The following is an 18628-nucleotide window of genomic DNA, read 5'->3' on the forward strand; positions in this document are numbered from 1 at the left end:
GTCCCAGCGCACTACAAGGGAAGTTACGCCGCAGGCCTCAGCCGCGCTTGGGAGCCAGGCAGTAGCCGACCCCGCCGACCGTCTTGATCCAGCGCGGCAGCTCCGGATCCTCCCCCAGCTTCCGGCGGAGGTTGGCCATGTGCACATCGATGGTGCGCACGTTCACCGCGGAACCGTAGGCCCCGCCGTCGTAGGAGTCCACCTTGACCCGCCGGGCCAGCTCCGCCTTGCTGCGGACCACCCGCCCGCCTTCCATCAGGGCATCCAGCAGGTCGAACTCGGTGCGGGTCAGGTCCACGGTGGCGCCCCCGATGGTCGCCCGCCGGCTGCGGCGGTTGATGGTCAGGCCGTTGTGTTCCAGAATCCCCTCCGGCGCCCCGGCCTCGGCCGGGGCCGGCACCGGGCTGCTGTACCCGGGCACGGGCGCCGCCGGGGCGGACACGGGTGCGGCTTCCGGCACCGGGACGGGCGCGGCGGCCGCCGGGTTTTCCAGCCGGACGTCCGGCCCGGAGGTTGCCGGTTGTCCGCTGCGGGGGCGGCGGAGCATGGCCGTGACCCGGGCCCGCAGTTCGCGCGGCCGGAACGGCTTGGTCAGGTAGTCGTCGGCACCTGATTCCAGGCCCAGCAGGGTATCGAGTTCCTCCGCACGGGCGGTCAGCATGATGATGTAGGCGTCACTGAACTGGCGCACCTGGCGGGCCACCTCAAAGCCGTCGATATCCGGCAGGCTCAAGTCCAGCGTAATAATGGCCGGCCGGTGCTCGCGGACGGCTTCGATCCCCGCGGTGCCTGTGGGCGCCACGACGACCTCGAAGCCGGAACTCCCCAGCACTACGGAGATCAGGTCGCGGATATCCGCGTCGTCCTCCACCACCACGGCAACCCGCTGGTCGGCCATCAATTCCCCCACTCATGGCATACGCTGCACGCCGGCTGTGTCAAAACGATTCACCGGCCCGATTACTTCAGATTCTAGCGCGGCCGGAACCCGGATCCGGGCAAGGAGCCCGGCCCGCCGCGCAGGTCCCTGTACTGCTAAAGGTGCACGTGCAGCCGGCGGGCAGCCTCGGAGATGGAACCGGTCAGCGACGGGTAGACGGTGAAGGTGTTCGCCACATCGTCCACATGCAGCTTCTGCGTGACGGCAAGGGCAATCGGGAAGATCAGCTCGGACGCGCGCGGGGCGACCACGACGCCGCCGATGACGGTACCCGAGCCGCGGCGCGCGATGATCTTGACGAAGCCTTCTGTGACATTCATCATCTTGGCCCGCGGATTGGTGGTCAGCGAGAGCTTGATGATGTCGCCCTGGTACTTCCCCGCCGCGACATCTTCCTCGGTCACCCCCACGGTGGCAATCTCCGGGCTGGTGAAGATGTTGGAGGCGACCCGCTTGAGCTTCAGCGGCGTCACCGAGTCCCCGAGCAGATGCGCCACCGCAATCCGGCCCTGCATGGCGGCCACCGAGGCCAGGGCGAGCACACCCGTGCAATCGCCGGCGGCATAGATGTTCGGCGCGGTGGTGCGCGAGACGCCGTCCACCTTGATGTGCCCGCTCTCGGACACCGCGACACCTGCGGCTTCCAGCCCGATGCCCTCCGTATTGGGAATCGAGCCGACGGCGACCAGGCAGTGCGAGCCGTCCACCGTGCGCCCGTCCGAGAGCGTGACCCGGACCCCGTCCCCGGTGCGGTCCACCGCGGCGGCGCGGGACTTGGACAACACCGTCATGCCGCTGCGCGCGAAGACGTCTTCGAGCACCTGGGCGGCATCCGCGTCTTCGCCCGGCAGCACCCGGTCGCGGGAGGAGACCAGGGTCACCTTGGTCCCGAGCATCCGGTAGGCCGAGGCGAACTCGGCGCCGGTGACGCCCGAGCCGATGACGATCAGATGCTCGGGGACCGAGGTCATGTTGTAGAGCTGCGTCCAGTTCAGGATCCGTTCACCGTCGAACTTCGCCGAGGGCAGTTCGCGCGGCGTGGCGCCGGTGGCGATCAGGACGGCGTCGGCTTCCACCGTCTGCTCGCCGCTCTCGGTCCGGACGCTGATGGTGTTGGCGTCCAGCAGGCGCCCCTCGCCGGTGATGATGTTCACCCCGGCACGCTCCAGCCCGCGGCGGATATCGGCGGACTGGGTTTCGGCCAGCTTGAGCAGGCGCTCGTTGACCGTGCGCATGTCCGCGTAGGCGGCCTTCGCCTCGGCATCGAAGCGCACGCCGAGGTCGTGCGCGCCGGCCACCCGGCGCATGGCGTCCGCGGTGGCGATCAGGGTCTTGGACGGCACGACGTCGGTGAGCACGGCGGAGCCACCCATGCCCTGGCGTTCGATGACGGTCACCTTCGCCCCGAGCGAGTTGGCCACCGAGGCGGCTTCGTAACCGCCGGGGCCTCCACCGAGAATGACAAAACGCGGGGCGCTGAAATCTATCTGTGTCGTCACCAGTTCATTCTGTCGCATGCCGGACCGGCGCCTCAACCTGCCCCCGCTGTGGAGGCCTGCAGTACCAGCAGGTAGCGCCTCCCGGCTGCCCGCAACTCGCTGCGCTCGTTGTGGGGCCCTCGCCGGTAGCGCCTCCCGGCTGCCCGCAACTCGCTGCGCTCGTTGTGGGGCCCTCGCCGGTAGGCTGGGTGCTGTGACTACTGACCCTTTTAATCTGGCTGCCGAGGCCGCCGCCTTTATTGCCGCCGAGACCGGTGTGGCCAGCCACGACGTCGCCCTGGTCCTCGGCTCCGGCTGGGGCGGGGCGGCCGGGCTGATCGGCGAGGCGACCCATTCGCTGCCGGCGGACCGGATCCCCGGCTTCGCCGCCCCCGCCGTCGAAGGCCATACCGGTACCGTCAGCTCCATCCTGACCACTGACGGCAATCGGGCCCTGGTCCTGGGCGCACGCACCCATTACTACGAAGGCAAGGGGGTGCGCGCCGTCGTCCACGGGGTGCGCACCGCGGCAGCGGCCGGCTGCCGGACGCTGGTGCTGACCAACGGCTGCGGCGGCCTGAACCCGGACTGGGCCCCGGGCACACCGGTGCTGATCAGCGACCACATCAACCTCACCGCGGCCTCCCCGCTGGAGGGGGCGACCTTCGTGGACCTGACCGACCTGTATTCGGCACGCATCCGCGCCATCGCCCGGGAGGTGGATCCCGGCCTGGACGAAGGCGTCTATGCGCAGTTCCCCGGCCCGCACTACGAAACCCCGGCCGAGGTCCAGTACGCCAAGCGGATCGGCGCCGACCTGGTGGGCATGTCCACCGCGCTGGAGGCGATTGCCGCCCGGCATGCGGGCATGGAGGTCTTTGGGATCTCATTGGTCACCAATCTGGCCGCCGGCATCAGTCCGGTGCCGCTGAGCCACGAGGAGGTACTGGCGGCCGGTGCTGCCGCCGGTCCGCGCATCTCCCAACTCCTGGCGGGCATTATTGCCAAGCTATAGGAGTACGGCGTTCCCGCAGCCTCCGCCCACTTACGCCCATCCGCCCGCCGGAGCATCCGGCGCCGACCACCCGCAGGTAGCCCGATGACATCGTCCCCCGCCCCCTTGGAACTCCTCGCCGCCGCCGAGGCCTGGCTCGCCGCGGACCCGGACCCACAGACCGCCGCGGAGCTGCGCGAACTGATCGACCGGGCGGCCGGGGACGGCCAGCCCGCTGCCGCGGCGCAGGCCGATCTGGCGGACCGTTTCGCCGGGACCCTCGCCTTCGGCACCGCGGGCCTGCGCGCGGCCCTCGGGGCCGGTCCCGGACGGATGAACCGGGTGGTAGTCAGGCGCACCGCGGCAGGCCTGGCGAAGTTCCTGCTGGACACCGCCGGCGGCAGCTACGTCCCCCGGGTGGTGGTCGGCTACGATGCCCGGCACAATTCGGCCGCCTTCGCCACCGAATCCGCCGCCGTCTTCACGGCCCTGGGGCTGCAGGCCTTCCTGCTGCCGGCGGCGCTGCCGACGCCGGTGCTCGCCTACGCGGTCAAGGCGCTGGACTGCGACGCCGGCGTCATGGTCACGGCCAGCCACAATCCGCCGCAGGACAACGGCTACAAGGTCTACCTCGGCGGCCGCGTGGTACCCGGCGAAGGCCGGGGGGCGCAGATCGTGCCCCCGTACGACGCCGCCATCGCGGCCCGGATCGACTATGCCGCGGCGTTGGAAACGATCCCGCTGGCGCCCTCGGGCTGGGAACTGCTGCCCGCCTCCGGCGAGCCCGGATCGATCGAGGACGCCTATGTGGAGGCGGTGGCCGGCGTCGCGCGGCCGGACCTGTTCCCGCACCGGAAGCTGAAGATCGTGCTCACTCCCCTGCACGGCGTCGGCGGCAGGACGCTGGCGGCCGTGCTCCGCCAGGCCGGCTTCACCGACCTGCACCCGGTCCAGGCCCAGGCGGACCCGGATCCGGACTTCCCCACCGTGGCGTTCCCCAATCCCGAGGAAGCCGGTGCCCTGGATCTGGCCCTGGCGGCAGCCGAGGAACTCCAGGCGGATATCGTGCTGGCCAACGACCCGGACGCAGACCGCCTCGCGGTGGCGCTGAAGGTCCCGGAAACCGGCCGCTGGGCGATGCTCCGCGGCGACGAAACGGGCGCGCTGCTCGGCGCCCACATGGTGGCGCGGCTCCGGGCCGCCGGGACCCCCGGGGGCGCCCCCACCGAGGACACCGGTCCTGCGGAGGACGCGGCCACTGCGGTTTTTGCCAATTCGATCGTCTCCTCCCGGCTACTGGGCAAGATCGCCGCGGCTGCCGGGCTCAAGCATGTGCAGACCCTGACCGGGTTCAAGTGGATCGCCCGGGTGCCACAGTTGGCGTACGGCTACGAGGAAGCCCTGGGCTACTGCGTGGCGCCGGATCTGGTCACGGACAAGGACGGCATCTCCGCGGCTCTGCTGGCCGCGGAGATGGCTGCCGATGCCTTGGCGGCAGGCCGGGAACTGCGCACCGACCTGGACGAGCTGCAGCTGGCCCACGGCGTCCACGCCACGGACCAGCTCTCCGTCCGGGTCGGCAGCCTGGACCTGCTCGATGCCATGATGAAGCGGCTGCGGGACAGCCCGCCCGAATCCTTCGGCGGATCTGCGGTAACCAGCATCGTGGACCTGACCGAAGGCAGTGCCGGGCTACCGCCGACCGAGGGACTGCAGTACCTGACCCGCGACGATTCGCGGGTGATCATCCGGCCCAGCGGCACCGAGCCGAAGCTCAAGTGCTACATCGAGGTCATCCGGCCGGTCCCGGCGGCAGACCTGCTGGAGCAGGTGCATGCGGAGATCGGCGGCACGATCGAACTGATCCGCGAAGATATCAGCGACGCGCTGGGGCTGTAGCCGGCCACCGGCGCGGTCAGCGGTCAAAACGGTCCAGCACCAGGTTGACCAGGTCCGCCAGAGGTTCCTCATCGGGTACCAGCAGCGGCCGGGCCACCACGTCGGCGCCGCAGCCGGCGGCCAGCGAGGCGAAATAGCCCGGCGCGAGCAAATAGCTGGCCACCACCACCCGGGCGCCCGCGGCCCGAAGGCCACGCCGGGCGATCTACTCCTGCTCGGCCGCGACGGCGTCCTTCAGCGCCGGCCGTGTGGCCGAGATGTAGCCGGCAGCGACCGGCTGGCCGATGAACTGCGCCAGCTCCGCGGCCATCTGCCCGCAGTCCGCCACCGCACGTTCATCCGTGGAGCCGGCGCAGGCCAAAACCACGCGGTCGGCGCGGCGCAGCCCGGCCTGCTGCAGCCGCCGGGCCAGCACCCGGACCAGCCGGCCGTCCGGCCCCAGCGCCCCGCTCACGGTGGTCCCGGGCTGTGCTTCAGCCGCCGCGGCGAGATCGACATGCACGTGGTAGCCGGCGGACAGCAGCAGCGGCACCACCCGGGCCTTGTCCTGCAGCCCTGCCAGCACGGTGGGCACATCGGGCTGCTGCACGTCCACGTAGGCCTCGGCCACGTCCAGGTCCGGCCGGCGCCGGGCCACGGCGCGGACCAGCGCGGCGATCGCGGCCTGCCCGGCGGGCGAGGAGGTGCCGTGCGATGCCGCGACCAAGGTGGTGGTGCCGGTCAGTCCGCCCCGCGGCCCGCGGGCCGCCGGTGCACCGGCCGTCGCCGGTGCGGGGGCAGTCATGCCGCCCCGCCGCGGGCCGCTGCCAGGCCTACGACGACGGCGCCGTCCTCGATCCGGACCGGATAGGCGGGCAGGTAATGCTCCGGGCCGGCCAGGCACTCGCCGGTCTCGAGCAGGTAGACCTCTTTATGCAGCGGCGAGGCAATGGTCGCGCGGGGACCGGAGCTGCCCACGATGCCGCGGGCCATCACGTAGGCTCCGGTGGCCGGGTCCCGCTGGTCCACCGCATAGACCTCGGAATCCGAGATCCGGAACAGGGCCAGCTGCCGGCCGGCCACCAGCGCTGCTTCGCCCCAGCAGGGTTCGAGGTCGTCCACCTGACAGACGCGGTGCCACTGGATCCCGTCCACGGCGGACAGTGTCTCGGGAGAAATCATTACGGTCATCGTGGTCCCCGTTCTGGTAGCGGATAGGAATCAGCAGATATGCCACAACGTTAGGAAACCGATGTTTCGGCGGGCCCGCAGCGGCGTAACGCGGAAGTAAAACGCGGCTCACCGCCCCCGGCCGGTCCGGTGATGGCCGCGGGAATTGTTTCGGGCACGTTTCAGGATCCTCACGCCCGCCCCCGGGTTTACCCAGTCAAATGTCAACCGGAAGAAACAGAAGGGCAATCGGCAGGCAACGGCCGTTTCCTAGGCTGGAGGCCAAGTTCCGGCAATGACCCGCATCCGAAAGGCCCGCCATGACCCAGAACACCCGCAGGATTGTCGTCGTCGGCGGCGGCCCCGCCGCCCACCGCTTTGTCGAAGCCATGTCTTCCCGGGGCGCCGTCGCCAACGGCACCTTTGCCATCACCGTGCTGACCGAGGAGATCCACCTGCCCTACGACCGGGTGTCCCTGAGCAAGGCGCTGACCGACACCGAGGTGGACCTGACCCTGGGCGGAAAGTCGCTCTGGGACCAGGACGGCATCACGCTGGTCACCGGCGCCCGCGCCGTGGACATCGACCTCGAGGCCCAGGCGGTCATCACCGCAAACGGTGCCCGTTTCGGCTACGACGAACTGGTGCTCGCCACCGGGTCCAACGCCGCCACCCTGCCGATCCCGGGCCACGAACACACCAGCGTCTACCGCACGCTCGAGGACGTCTGGTCGATCAACCGCAAGGTGTCGGAGCTGACTGCCAGGCTGGGCCGGACCATCAACGCCGTCACCGTCGGCGGGGGCCTGCTGGGCCTGGAAGCCGCCGCGGGCCTGCAGGGCCTCGGCGCCAACCCGGTGGTGATCGACGGCGGCAAGTGGCTGATGGGCACCCAACTGGACGAGGGCGCCGGTCAGGCCATGGGCCGCCTCATCGCGGCCAAGGGCCTGGAGGTCCACGGCGGTGTCTATCCCGCCGCCGTGCTCGCCGAAACCGGGGCCGACGGCGGGACCCAGGTCACCGGCGTCGAAATGGCCGACGGCCGGGTCATCGATGCGGACCTGGTGGTGGTCTCCATCGGCGTCCGGCCACGCGACGAGATTGCCCGCACCGTGAACCACCGAGCCAAAGCCGAGGCCGCAGCGGCCGCAGGCATCAAGACAGAGGACCTTGGCGACGAAGACTTCGTCCCCGTTTTCCGGATGGGTACCCGCGGCGGCATCGTGATCGACGCAAGCTGCGCCACCGACGTCGAGCACATCTGGGCGATCGGCGAGGTCGCCAACTTCGGCGGCATGTGCGTGGGCCTGGTCGCCCCGGCCAATACCATGGCCGAAATCGTCGCGGACCGCCTGCACGGCGGCGATGCGGCCTTCACCGGCTTCGACACCGCCACCAAGCTCAAACTTTCCGGCGTGGACGTGGCCAGCTTCGGCGACGCCTTCGCCCGGACCCCCGGCGCGCTGGAAATCGTCTACGCGGACCCGGCCCGCGGGGTGTACCAGAAGCTCGTGGTCACCGACGACGCCCGGACGCTGCTGGGCGGCATCTTCGTCGGCGATGCCGCACCCTACACCTCGCTGCGCCCGCTGCTGGGCCGCGAGCTGCCGGCCGAGCCGGGTGCCTACCTCTCCGCTGCCGGCGGCGGAGACGCGCCGGACACGGAGTTGCCGGACGACGCGGTGCTCTGCTCCTGCAACAACGTCGCCGCCGGCAGCATCCGGGAAGCGGTCAACGGCTGTGGCAGCTGCGAAGGCCAGGATCCGGTGCAGGACCTCGGCGGGCTCAAGGCCTGCACCCGGGCCGGCACCCAGTGCGGCTCCTGCGTGCCGATGCTCAAGAAACTGCTCGAAACCGAACTGGCCAAGTCCGGGATCGCCGTCTCGAAGGCGCTTTGCGAGCACTTCACCATGTCCCGCGCCGAACTGTTCGAAGCCGTCCGGGCGCTGGAGCTGACTTCGGCCGAGGAGATCCTGGCCCGCTTCGGCACCCCGGTCCAGACCGTCACCGATGCCGGCACGCCGGCGGCCGCCGCCCCGCTCGGCTGCGACATCTGCAAGCCGGTGCTCGGCTCCATCCTCGCCTCCCAGCACGGCTCCTACCTGCTTGACGGCGGCCGCGGCATCCTGCAGGACACCAACGACCGCGCGCTGGCCAATATGCAGAAGAACGGCACCTACTCGGTGGTCCCGCGCATCCCCGGTGGCGAAATCACCCCGGAGAAGCTCGGCGTCATTGCCCGGGTGGCCGAAAAGTACGGCCTCTACACCAAGATCACCGGCGCGCTGCGGATCGACATGTTCGGCGCCCGGCTCGAGCAGCTGCCGGAAATCTGGCGGGAACTGGTGGAGGCCGGCTTCGAGTCCGGCCACGCCTACGGCAAGGCACTGCGCAACGTGAAGTCCTGCGTCGGCTCGACCTGGTGCCGGTACGGGGTCCAGGACTCGGTGTCCATGGCCATCAACCTGGAGCTGCGCTACCGCGGCCTGCGCTCGCCGCACAAGCTCAAGATCGGCGTCTCCGGCTGCGCCCGCGAATGCGCCGAGGCCCGCGGCAAGGACGTGGGCGTGATTGCCACCGCGGACGGCTGGAACCTGTATGTCGGCGGCAACGGCGGGGCCACTCCGGCCCACGCCCAGCTGCTGGCCAAGGATCTGGACGACGAAACCTTGGTCAAGTACATCGACCGCTACCTGATGTACTACATCCGCACCGCGGACCGGCTGCAGCGCACCGCCCGCTGGGTGGAGGAGCTCGATGGCGGCATCGGGCATGTCCGCGACGTGGTCGTCGACGACAACCTCGGCATCGCCGGGGACCTGGAAGCGGCGATGTCACGCCACGTGGAGAACTACGAGGACGAGTGGGCCGCGACGCTGAAGGACCCGGAGCGGCTGCGCCGGTTCCGCTCCTTCGTCAACGCCCCGCAGGAGGCGGACGGCTCCATCCTCAACATCCGCGAGCGCGGCATGATCCGGCCCGCCACCGAGGATGAGGTGGCGGCGGCAGCCGCCGGGTCCGGCCCGGTGCTGCTGGGCGCCTCCATCCCCCTCCGTCCCGCCGACTGACCAGCCCCGCCGTCCCGAAGGAGTCCCCATGAACCTCACCGCAGACCTGACCGGCCAGACGGTCCTGGTCGCCGGCAACGCCGCGGCCGCCCGCCGCGCGGTCCGCCGCTTCCGCACCAGCGGTGCCACCGTGCGCACGCTCACCTCCCCGGCGGACTTCAGTCCCGGCCTGCTCGACGGCGTCGTGCTGGTGGCCGCCATCGACGACGGCGACGGCGGCTGGGCTGCGCTGCCGGCGGCCTGCCGGCGGCACGGCGTGCTGCTGGTGCGCGAGCCGGCCGCTGTGCCCGGCGGGCAGGTGACGCTGGTGGGCGGCGGTCCAGGCACCGAGGACCTGCTCACGGCCGGGGCCCTGGCGGCGCTGCGCGAGGCCGACGTCGTTTTCTACGACCGGCTGGCCCCGCACCGGAGCCTGGACCGACTGGCCCCCGGCGCCGAACTGGTGGACGTCGGGAAGCGCCCGGGCCACCATCCGGTGGGGCAGTCCGAGATCGAGCGGCTGATGATCGAGTCCGCCCGGGCAGGCAACAATGTGGTCCGGCTTAAGGGCGGTGACCCCTTCGTCTTCGGCCGCGGCGGCGAGGAAGTGGCCAGCTGCGCCGAGGCCGGCGTGCCGGTCAGCGTGGTCTCCGGGGTCACCAGCGCCATCGCGGTTCCGGCGGCGGCCGGCATCCCGGTCACGCACCGCGAGGTCAGCCGGATGTTCACCGTTGTGTCCGGGCACGCACCGCTGACCGAGGAGGAACACACCCACCTGGCCGGACTCGGCGGCACCATCGTGGTGCTGATGGGAGTGGGGACGCTGCCGCAGCTGGCCGCCGGCCTGCGCCGGGCCGGCATGCGCGCGGACATGCCGGTGGCCGTCGTTGAACGCGGCTACAGCGATTCCCAGCGCACCACAGTCTCGGATCTGGCCGACATCGTGACCGCTGCGGCCACGGCGCGCTGCAAGTCCCCTGCCGTGCTGGTCATCGGCGAGGTGGTGCGCCAGGCAGGCAGCTGCCGCGAGCAGGCCGCGCAGCTGGCCGGACTCGCCGGCCGGCTGGAGGCAGTATGAACACGCCGACGGCAGTACCGCTGGCGGCGCCGGACACCGGATCGCTGACCGGCTTCCGGATCGGGGTCACCTCCGACCGGCGGTCATCGGACCTGATCGAGGCGCTGGAACGCCGCGGAGCCACCGTGATGCACGCCCCGGCCTTGAAGATCGCCCCGGTGGAACAGGACCGCCAACTGCTTGAGGACACCGCAGAGGTGCTGGCCGCCGGCCCGGATATCAGCGTGATCACCACTGCGTACGGGATGCGGCGCTGGTTTGAGGCAGCGGACGCGGCCGGCGTCGGCGAGGAATTAACGGAGGTGCTCGACCGGTCCCGGATCTATGTCCGCGGCCCCAAGGCCCGCGGCGCGGTCCGCGCGGCCGGGCTGGACGACGCGGGCATCAGCCACGACGAGCGCACCGCCTCGGTGGTGGACCTGCTCTTGGACGAGGGCGTGCGCGGCACCACCATCGCGGTCCAGCAGCATGGCTATTCGGACGCCTGCCAGCTCGAACGGCTGCGCGGCGCCGGTGCCAGGGTGCTGACAGTGACACCCTACCGGTGGGTGAAGCCGGAAGGTGCCGAGGACAAGGTGCCGCGGCTGATCGAGGCAGTCTGCGGCCGCCGGCTGGACGTGGTCACCTTCACCAGCGCCCCGGCGGTGGACGCCCTGTGCAGCACCGCCCACGAGATGGGCCTGCATGGAGAACTCGTCGAGGCCTTCCGCGGCGGCGTGGTGGCCGCGGCCGTGGGTCCGGTCACCGCCCAGCCGCTGATCGACGCCGGCATCCGGCCGATCATGCCGGAGCGGCACCGCATGGGTGCCCTGATCCGGCTGGTGGTCGAGCACATTTCCGCACACCTGGTGGCCCGCTATGCCACTGCCCTCGGCGAGGTGCAGATCCGCGGCCGGTCCGTCCTGCTGGACGGCGCGCGGGCGGACCTCTCCCCCGCGCCGATGGTCCTGTTCCGCGAGCTGGCCGCGGCCGGTGGAGCCGTGCTGACCCGCGACGCGATGGCCGGCTGCCTGCCGGACGCGACGGCGGAGAACGCCCTGGACATGGCGGTCAGCCGGCTGCGCCAGTCCCTGCCGGACCCGCGCCTGGTCACGACGGTGGTCAAGCGCGGCTACCGGCTGAACGTGTAGTGCTGCTCGTTCCGCTTTGGAGGCTTAGATTCGCGGAAGGCCGGCTTGGATTCCGGGAGGCTGTTCTCAGGCCGAAGACCCGGCGTGCGCCCGGCCGCGCCGCCGACCCGGACACTGTGCCGCCGCTTTGTTGATCTGCTTAAAGTACGCAGCGCTAGTGGGTATTTTCGTTAGTTCGTCGGGGGTTCAGGTCCAGGCGGTGGGGTCGGCCAGGTAGAGGCCGCAGGCGGTGTCGAGGGCCTGTTCGGCGGTGCCGGACGGCATTCCGTCGGGCAGCCAGGAGTCTTCGTAGTCGTCGTGGCTGGCCCGCCAGATGGCGAAGCCCCAGTCGTTGGCGTAGCCGGTGTAGCGCAGCCGGCAGAGCCTGAGCGTTTCCCCGCCGGGCAGGGCCGCGTCGACGTAGGCGAACCCGCCCCGGAAGCGGGTCTGGATCCGGTCGATCTGCGGCCAGCGCTCCCTGGCGCGGGCGGTAAGCCGTTGGTGCAGGGAGGTCTTGGTAGAGTCCGGGATCCTGGCCATGGGGACCATTGTGCCCCGGTGCCCGCCGGTGCGGCAGGGGTCTTGCCCTGTCGCACCGGCCGGGCGGATAACGGAAGGCGTGAGGGTTTCCAGTCCGTTTGTGATTGTCCTGACCGATGCCCGGGAAGAGGAGCTGAGGGTACTGGTAGCCGCGGGGCGCACCCGGCAGCGGGACGTTCTGCGGGCCAGGATCGTGCTGGCCGCGGCCCGCGGGGACCCGAACGCGGTGATCGCCAGGGACCTGGGCGTGCACCCGGACACGGTGCGCAAATGGCGCAAACGCTTCGCCTCCGGCGGGCCGGACGGGCTGGCCGACCTGCCCCGGTCCGGGCGCCCGCGCACCTTCACCCCGGTCCAGGTCGCCCTGGTCAAGGCCCTGGCCTGCACCCCGCCGCCGGAGGAGCTGGCCCTCTCGCGCTGGTCGGTCACCGAACTGGCGCACGAGGCCGTCGACCGGCATGTGGTGGGGTCCATCAGCGCCGCCACGGTGGCCCGGTTCCTGGCCGAGGACGCGATCAAACCCTGGCAGCACAGCTGCTGGATTCATCCCCGCGACCCGGATTTCGGGCCCAAGGCCGCCCGGGTGCTGGACCTCTACGCCCGGACCTGGGACGGAGAACCCCTGGGCCCGGACGAGTACGTGATCAGCGCCGACGAGAAGTCCCAACTGCAGGCCCTGCACCGGATCCATCCCGCCACCCCGCCGGGCCCGGGCCGCCCCCGGCGGGTGGAGTTCGGATACCGCCGCGGCGGAACGCTGGCCTATTTCGCCGCCTACGACGTCCACCGGGCGAAGGTCACCGGCACGACTGCCGATACCACTGGCATCGCTCCCTTCGCGGAACTGGTGGAGAAGGTCATGACCACCGGACCCTATACCTCCGCGCACCGGGTGTTCTGGGTAGTGGACAACGGTGCCTCCCACCAGGGGCAGGCCTCCGTTGAGCGCATGGCCGCGGCCTGGCCGAACGCGGTCCTGGTCCACCTGCCCGTGCACGCCTCCTGGCTGAACCAGGTCGAAATCTACTTCTCCATCCTCCAGCGCAAGGCCCTCACCGGTGCCGACTTCGCCGGCCTGGACCAGCTCACCCAACGCATCTTCACCTTCCAGGACCGCTACAACACCACTGCCAAACCCTTCGGCTGGAAATACACCAAAGCGGACCTCAACAACTACCTCAAACGCCTGGCCCGACACGAACAACTGCCCGCATAACCCCCGGCGAATTAACGAAAATGACCACTAGCCCTCAGGTTCTGCGGGCTTCTCACCGGTTGAGCCTTGAGCACGCCAGCCAGGGCCGGGCTCCACCGTTTGGATGCCGCGCTGGAAGATATGGACGGTCCACGCTTGGCCGTCCCAGTACCGCAGCTCGTAGCGTCCGTCTGGATCCGTGTACCACCCCGGCAGCCCCCCAGGTTTCCACGGTTCGGGCGGTCTGGCAGCGGATGGCTTCATCTGGTCAGCCCGCAGTCGTATCGCCAAGACAACAATGGCAAGGCAAACCCCGCAGATGAACACCAGCAGCATAAACATCGCAGTCAATGCCGCAAGCAAGCCGGCGGCACCCGCTCGATGTGGTCCGATGGTGATGTCGCCTCCGGGAGCCTGGGGATCGCCAGAAACGCGGATGAGAAACTTCCCCGGCTTGTCGATCTCGATGGTTCCGATCGCTCGTGCGGAATGCCCTCCGATGGAATAGGCCGAGAAGCCTTCGAAGGGACGGAACGGAACGTCCTGACCGCCGTCGCTAGATGTTAGGGACACGCTGAAGGGTGGGAGTTCTACAGCCTCGTCGGTAGCTCCCGGACCTTCGAAGTACAAGGTGTAGCTGCCCGTGGAGTCGATAATGACCTCAGCCTGCCCAGGGACGGGAATGTGCAGCAGGTCGTCCTCGACTGGCCGGTTCATGGACTGTAAAGCGAGTATAAGGGCAGCAGTGGATCCCATGACCGCTGCGCCGGCGACCCACAACCACAGCTGGGATTGCCGGAGGGGCCGGCGTGGCGGTCCGCCTTGTAAGGCTGGCGGAGGATTGGCCTGTGCCGGCGGAGGCGGCTGTGGCGAGGACCCGAGCGCTGCGAGCGCCTTGCTGGCCGCGATCAAGACGAGCCCACTTTGATCGCCCGCGAGTCGCTCAAGCCCCCGGACGGCAGCCATCCTGACCGCGGGGTTTGCAGCAAACGTCAATTGGTACAGGCTCTGGACGCTCCTGTGGCGGGTTACCGGGCGGGCATCCGACATGGCCTTCCGGACCTTTTTCGGGAGATCCGGCCATTCCCGGTCGTCGGCGCATGGTCTCGGCGACGGCGGTGCCGGCTCATGGCCACCGACGCTCCGGTGCGAATCCTGGCGACGCAGTCTGCCAAGGGTAATCGAGGCTGCCACCTCGACAGCCGCCTCGTAGTCGAAGTCCCGATTTCCCTCCGAGAGGATCAGGTATGCGCTGTGTTCACCCACGCCGGGCACGACAGCGCGTGTACGGCGCACATCGATCGTCGCAGGGACTGTCATTCCGCCGACCTCGTCAACCATCCGGCAGACGGCGTTCCAGTGCTGGGTGATTTCTGGCACATCACCGCGGCTTCGCGGCCGCCACCAGATTTTACGCTGCACCGGAGGGATCACGAAGAACAGTCTGTCTTGAAGGCCCAGCCGTTCGAGCTGCCCGAGCTCCCAGAGCAGACCACCAGTGGTTCCGCCTACCGCGACGATGAGCGAGGCATCGCGCATCCACTGGACCAAAGTGATGTGCCAGCTCTCAGCGGGCAAGCTCGATTTCGCGGCTCCGATAGGACCCGTGATGGCAGCGAAGGCGCCGGGGTTCTCCGCGGCGAGGACCGTTCCTTCAGCCCAGAGCCGCCTCAGCAGTACTTCTTCGAGCGGCGGCCTCCCAAATTTTCCCGCCGGATATCGGATGGCCTCTGCTCGCACGCGCCATCGGTCAGTTGGGAATGAGCGCAGGTAAAGCACGTCCGGTCGCGCGCCAGCGGAGCCGCCGGACCTCGACTTGCGAACAGCAAGCTGGAATCGCCCGAGCATCCTGATCCAGGCGGCAGCGAACCGCCACACCAGCCGGACCTGCACGATTAGCAGCGGCAGGATGATCGGTCCGGCCCCCGCAGCCACGAGCAGCCAGAGGCCCTCCCATGTAACAAAGAAGACCCCGGCCACTGCGCCTATAGCCGTGCCGTACATGAAGCGCACGCGCCTGCTGGGTGACTCCCAAGTGCCGACCAGCTCCTCGGCCAACTCTTCGGCGCGCTTCGACCCGCGAGGCTCCGGTCGCCGAAACAGCGCGTCGACAATGATGCGCACATTGAGGTAGCCGGCCAGCAAAAGTGAAAGCACCGCCCACTGGACAATCGCCGGCTCCGATGCGACCCGCAGGAGAATGTTGGACTGTGCAATCGCCGCGCCGGTGATGAGGGCCAGCGCACCGGCCGCGATGGCAGTCGAGAGCACCCGCAGCAGAGCCGTGTCCTGCCACGACGCTCGTGAACCTAGACCGGCGCGCGCGGATTCGGCCAGCACGCGGATACTCCAAGCAGAGATGGCAGCCAGTGGAGCCGTGAAGGGTGTCACAGGGCCAGCCAGACCAACGAACCGCGCTGCCAGCAGCAGTTCCAGGATCCCCAGGATGACCGTCAAGAGGGCGACTCCCCGGGCGGCGAGGAGGTTCCCCGTGCGCAGCGGGCGGACGAGGGCGAACGCAACGGCGACCGCGGGAAGCCAGACCACAAATGCGAGGGACTGCGCAGAGCCTGCCCATAATTCGTCACCGAGCAGCAGTGTGAAGGACAGTCCGGTGATCCATAGCGCAATCCCGCCTCGCCATACGCTTCGACGACGTCGAGCGATCCGAGAGACTTCTACGGTTCCCATCATCATGGCGTTCGGTTCGGATTCGAGGATTCGCGAAGCGCGGACCCGCCAGAGATATACCTTCTCTGATCGTACCGGTCAATGAAGTCATGGAAAAGCCATTCGAGGCCTTCCCAAGGTCAGGTGAGAATGGCAGTTGTGACCGGCGTTAACGGGCAAGGCTGGTAAGCGGCGAAGCAGCCCTGGTTCCCGGCTTCCGAAGTGCCGTTTTATGCAAAGATGGGAGTCCAGACAGGGACCCGCCGCAGCGCGGGCCGGGACCATCCAGCAAAGGGAACACCATGTCCGATATCGCCTCGTACATCGACCACACGCTGCTCAAGCCCGAGGCGTCCCGCGAGGACATCCTCCGAGTCTGCGAGGAAGCGGTGAAGTACGGTTTCGCCTCCGTCTGCGTGAACCCGATCTGGACGGCGCTGGTACACAACAAGCTGAAGGGCTCGGGTGTGAAGACCTGCAGCGTGGTCGGCTTTCCGTTCGGCGCTACGCCGACGGACGTGAAGGTCTACGAGGCACGCGGCGCCAACCTGGACGGCGCCGACGAGATCGACATGGTGATCAATATTGCCGCAGCACGGGCCAATGACCGCAGCTCCCTGTACATGGATATTGCCGCCGTGGCGGATGCCGTCCACGCCGGCGGGGCCATCCTGAAGGTCATCCTGGAAACCCATCTCCTCACCGATGATCAAAAGGTCATGGTCTGCGAGGCAGCGGCCGAGGCCGGCGCCGATTTCGTCAAGACTTCCACCGGGTTCAGCGGCGGCGGCGCGACCATGGAGGACATCGAACTGATGCGCCGGAGCGTTGGACCCAGGATCGGGGTGAAGGCTTCCGGCGGGGTGCGCAGCATCGAGGACGCGCGCGCCATGATCCAGGCAGGCGCGACACGAATTGGTGCCAGCTCATCTGTCGCTATTGTTAACGGTGAGCAGGGTGCGGCCGCCTACTAAGGCCGGCTTCCCGCCCTCACCCACCCGCACTACCGAGGAGATTCCCATGGCCCGCACCACCCAGCGCCAGCATGCCGGCGAAGGCCGCTTGGCCGGCAACGTCATCGCCTTCATCATCGTGATGGTGCTCTTGCTGGCGTCCTTCGTCGCCTTCGCCATGTCGCCGGAAATCGGCTACGTCCCGGCCTTCACGCTGGGCCTGGTCCTGTTCGCACTGGCCTTCTTCATCCCGCAGCAGATCCTGGGCCGCTCGGATTCACACGAAGTCCGCTGACGGCTTCTGCCGTGCCGACGGCCCGTCCTCCCCGCTTGGCGGGAGGGCGGGCCGTCGGCTTTCCCGGCGGGTCCTGGTGGGCCGCCGGTCAGTCCTGCAGTTGCGGGGCCAGCCGGTAGCCGACACCGCGGACGGTCTCCAGCCAGCGCGGGGACCGCGGGTCGTCGCCGAGCTTGCGGCGGAGGTTGCCGATGTGCACCTCGACGGCACGCTCGTCCGCCTCGCTGACAAAGGCTCCGGTGTCGTAGTGCTCGTACCGCAGCCGGCGGACCAGGTCCGGCTTGGTCCGGACCACCCGGCCGCTCTCCATCAGTGCATGCAGCAGGTCGAACTCGGTCCGGGTCAGTTCCACGTCCCGGCCGCCAAGCTGCGCGGTGCGGGTCGAATGGTCGACCAGCAGGCCGTTGTGCACCAGTGCCCCCGATTCCGGTTCCGCCGTGGCCCCGTTTGCCGCCGTCCCCGGCTCCGCGGGCCCGGGGTGGTCCGACCCGGCATGGCGCGGCCGGCGCAGCATGGCCGAGACCCTGGCCCGCAGCTCGCGCGGACGGAACGGCTTGGTCAGATAGTCGTCCGCGCCGGCTTCCAGCGCCAGCAGGGTGTCCGTTTCCTCGGCGCGCGCGGAGAGCATCACGATATAGCCGTCGCTGAACTGACGTACCTGCCGCACCACCTCGAACCCGTCGAAATCCGGCAGGCCCAGATCCAGCGTGATGATGTCCGGCTGATGGAGCCGCACCGATTCGACGCCGTCGGCACCGGTGGCGGCGGCGTAGGTTTCGAATCCTGATTGTTGCAGCACCGTTTCGAGAACGCTGCGGATATCCCCGTCATCCTCGATAATGACCGCCACACGTTGGTTGTCCACGTTGCCCCCCGACTTCGTGCCTGAACTAAAACTTAGGCTGCCCCAATAGTGTTCTTGAGCTGCAGTATACCTGCCTGTCAAAAGGGCGCGCCGGGGCGGCAGGATATTGCGGAAGCCGCCTGCAGGCGTGGGCCCGATGCCCGCGGCTGCGGCCGCTGTGCCGCCGTGTCCGGCATTGGCCGGCTGCCGTCCCGCAACGGTGCCGGCACGCCGTCGCACCGGCCCGAAGGCCGGACAGGATCGGACACCGGTGGCCCGTGCCGCCGCCTCCCTGCCGCCGGCCGGGGTCGGAAGACGCAGCGGCCGAACCGTCTTTACCCTATGGCTTTGCCGGTAGCGGTGCTGTCTATACTGGGGCCCATCCCGGCCGTGCCCCGTGCCCGCCGTGGGGAACACCGTTCCGGGGAAAGGAAACG

Annotated in this window: 16 protein-coding genes; 8 read left to right on the plus strand and 8 right to left on the minus strand. The window is 69.3% G+C overall.

The genetic code is table 11. From position 1 onward, the window contains the following. Positions 1-37 precede the first annotated feature (37 nt). Both LVY72_RS01015 and LVY72_RS01020 read right to left on the minus strand, forming a co-directional pair. A complete protein-coding gene (locus tag LVY72_RS01015) occupies positions 38-898 on the minus strand; it encodes a response regulator transcription factor (RefSeq protein ID WP_237817589.1) in 861 nt (286 codons plus the stop codon). A 137-nt stretch (positions 899-1035) separates the two neighbouring features. After that, on the minus strand, positions 1036-2439 hold the full coding sequence (locus tag LVY72_RS01020) for an NAD(P)H-quinone dehydrogenase (RefSeq protein WP_237817590.1): 1404 nt from the start codon (positions 2437-2439) through the stop codon (positions 1036-1038). A gap of 193 nt (positions 2440-2632) precedes the next feature. Between LVY72_RS01020 and LVY72_RS01025 the strand changes: the two genes are divergently transcribed. Next, a complete protein-coding gene (locus LVY72_RS01025; RefSeq protein ID WP_237817591.1) occupies positions 2633-3433 on the plus strand; it encodes a purine-nucleoside phosphorylase in 801 nt (266 codons plus the stop codon). 84 nt (positions 3434-3517) lie between these two features. Continuing rightward, positions 3518-5311: a phospho-sugar mutase gene (locus LVY72_RS01030; RefSeq protein WP_237817592.1), complete on the plus strand. Its 1794-nt coding sequence runs from the start codon at positions 3518-3520 to the stop codon at positions 5309-5311. Positions 5312-5327: 16 nt separating this feature from the next. Here the strand turns inward: LVY72_RS01030 and LVY72_RS24520 are convergent, their stop codons facing one another. From LVY72_RS24520 to nirD, 3 genes are read right to left on the minus strand one after another with little or no spacing between them, the layout of a single operon-like run. After that, positions 5328-5477: a hypothetical protein gene (locus LVY72_RS24520; RefSeq protein ID WP_308190655.1), complete on the minus strand. Its 150-nt coding sequence runs from the start codon at positions 5475-5477 to the stop codon at positions 5328-5330. 39 nt (positions 5478-5516) lie between these two features. Next, positions 5517-6095, minus strand: a complete 579-nt coding sequence (locus tag LVY72_RS01035) for a sirohydrochlorin chelatase (protein ID WP_308190656.1) — start codon at positions 6093-6095, stop codon at positions 5517-5519. Next, positions 6092-6481, minus strand: coding sequence for a nitrite reductase small subunit NirD (nirD, locus tag LVY72_RS01040; protein ID WP_237817593.1), 390 nt, complete (start codon positions 6479-6481; stop codon positions 6092-6094). The genes LVY72_RS01035 and nirD overlap by 4 nt, the downstream gene beginning before the upstream one ends. Positions 6482-6780: 299 nt before the next feature. Between nirD and nirB the strand changes: the two genes are divergently transcribed. The 3 genes from nirB to LVY72_RS01055 are packed head-to-tail and all read left to right on the plus strand — an operon-like array spanning position 6781 to position 11715. Continuing rightward, complete coding sequence (gene nirB / locus LVY72_RS01045; RefSeq protein WP_237817594.1) at positions 6781-9528, plus strand: nitrite reductase large subunit NirB; 2748 nt, start codon at positions 6781-6783, stop codon at positions 9526-9528. 28 nt (positions 9529-9556) lie between these two features. Then, positions 9557-10585 (plus strand): uroporphyrinogen-III C-methyltransferase, encoded by a 1029-nt coding sequence (gene cobA, locus LVY72_RS01050; protein ID WP_237817595.1) that lies wholly within the window; start codon positions 9557-9559, stop codon positions 10583-10585. Then, entirely contained in the window at positions 10582-11715 is a 1134-nt protein-coding gene (locus LVY72_RS01055; RefSeq protein WP_237817596.1) for a uroporphyrinogen-III synthase, read from the plus strand. The genes cobA and LVY72_RS01055 overlap by 4 nt, the downstream gene beginning before the upstream one ends. Before the next feature lie 186 nt (positions 11716-11901). Here the strand turns inward: LVY72_RS01055 and LVY72_RS01060 are convergent, their stop codons facing one another. Beyond that, complete coding sequence (locus tag LVY72_RS01060; RefSeq protein ID WP_237817597.1) at positions 11902-12234, minus strand: hypothetical protein; 333 nt, start codon at positions 12232-12234, stop codon at positions 11902-11904. 100 nt (positions 12235-12334) lie between these two features. Here LVY72_RS01060 and LVY72_RS01065 point away from each other — a divergent pair, with 100 nt between their 5' ends. Next, positions 12335-13450 (plus strand): IS630 family transposase, encoded by a 1116-nt coding sequence (locus tag LVY72_RS01065; RefSeq protein WP_237817598.1) that lies wholly within the window; start codon positions 12335-12337, stop codon positions 13448-13450. Positions 13451-13477: 27 nt separating this feature from the next. Here the strand turns inward: LVY72_RS01065 and LVY72_RS01070 are convergent, their stop codons facing one another. Beyond that, the gene (locus LVY72_RS01070) at positions 13478-15886 is read right to left on the minus strand and encodes a DUF2510 domain-containing protein (protein WP_237817599.1); all 2409 of its coding nucleotides are present in this window, start codon (positions 15884-15886) and stop codon (positions 13478-13480) included. A 515-nt stretch (positions 15887-16401) separates the two neighbouring features. On the opposite strand from LVY72_RS01070, the gene deoC reads away from it, so the two are divergent. Both deoC and LVY72_RS01080 read left to right on the plus strand, forming a co-directional pair. Next, on the plus strand, positions 16402-17073 hold the full coding sequence (gene deoC, locus LVY72_RS01075) for a deoxyribose-phosphate aldolase (protein WP_237817600.1): 672 nt from the start codon (positions 16402-16404) through the stop codon (positions 17071-17073). 46 nt (positions 17074-17119) lie between these two features. Then, the gene (locus LVY72_RS01080; protein ID WP_237817601.1) at positions 17120-17347 is read left to right on the plus strand and encodes a DUF3309 family protein; all 228 of its coding nucleotides are present in this window, start codon (positions 17120-17122) and stop codon (positions 17345-17347) included. Positions 17348-17435: 88 nt separating this feature from the next. Here the strand turns inward: LVY72_RS01080 and LVY72_RS01085 are convergent, their stop codons facing one another. Then, a complete protein-coding gene (locus LVY72_RS01085; RefSeq protein WP_237817602.1) occupies positions 17436-18212 on the minus strand; it encodes a response regulator transcription factor in 777 nt (258 codons plus the stop codon). Positions 18213-18628: the final 416 nt, after the last annotated feature.

It is taken from the genome of Arthrobacter hankyongi, assembly GCF_022012395.1.
GTDB classification, from domain to species: Bacteria; Actinomycetota; Actinomycetes; order Actinomycetales; family Micrococcaceae; genus Crystallibacter; species Crystallibacter hankyongi.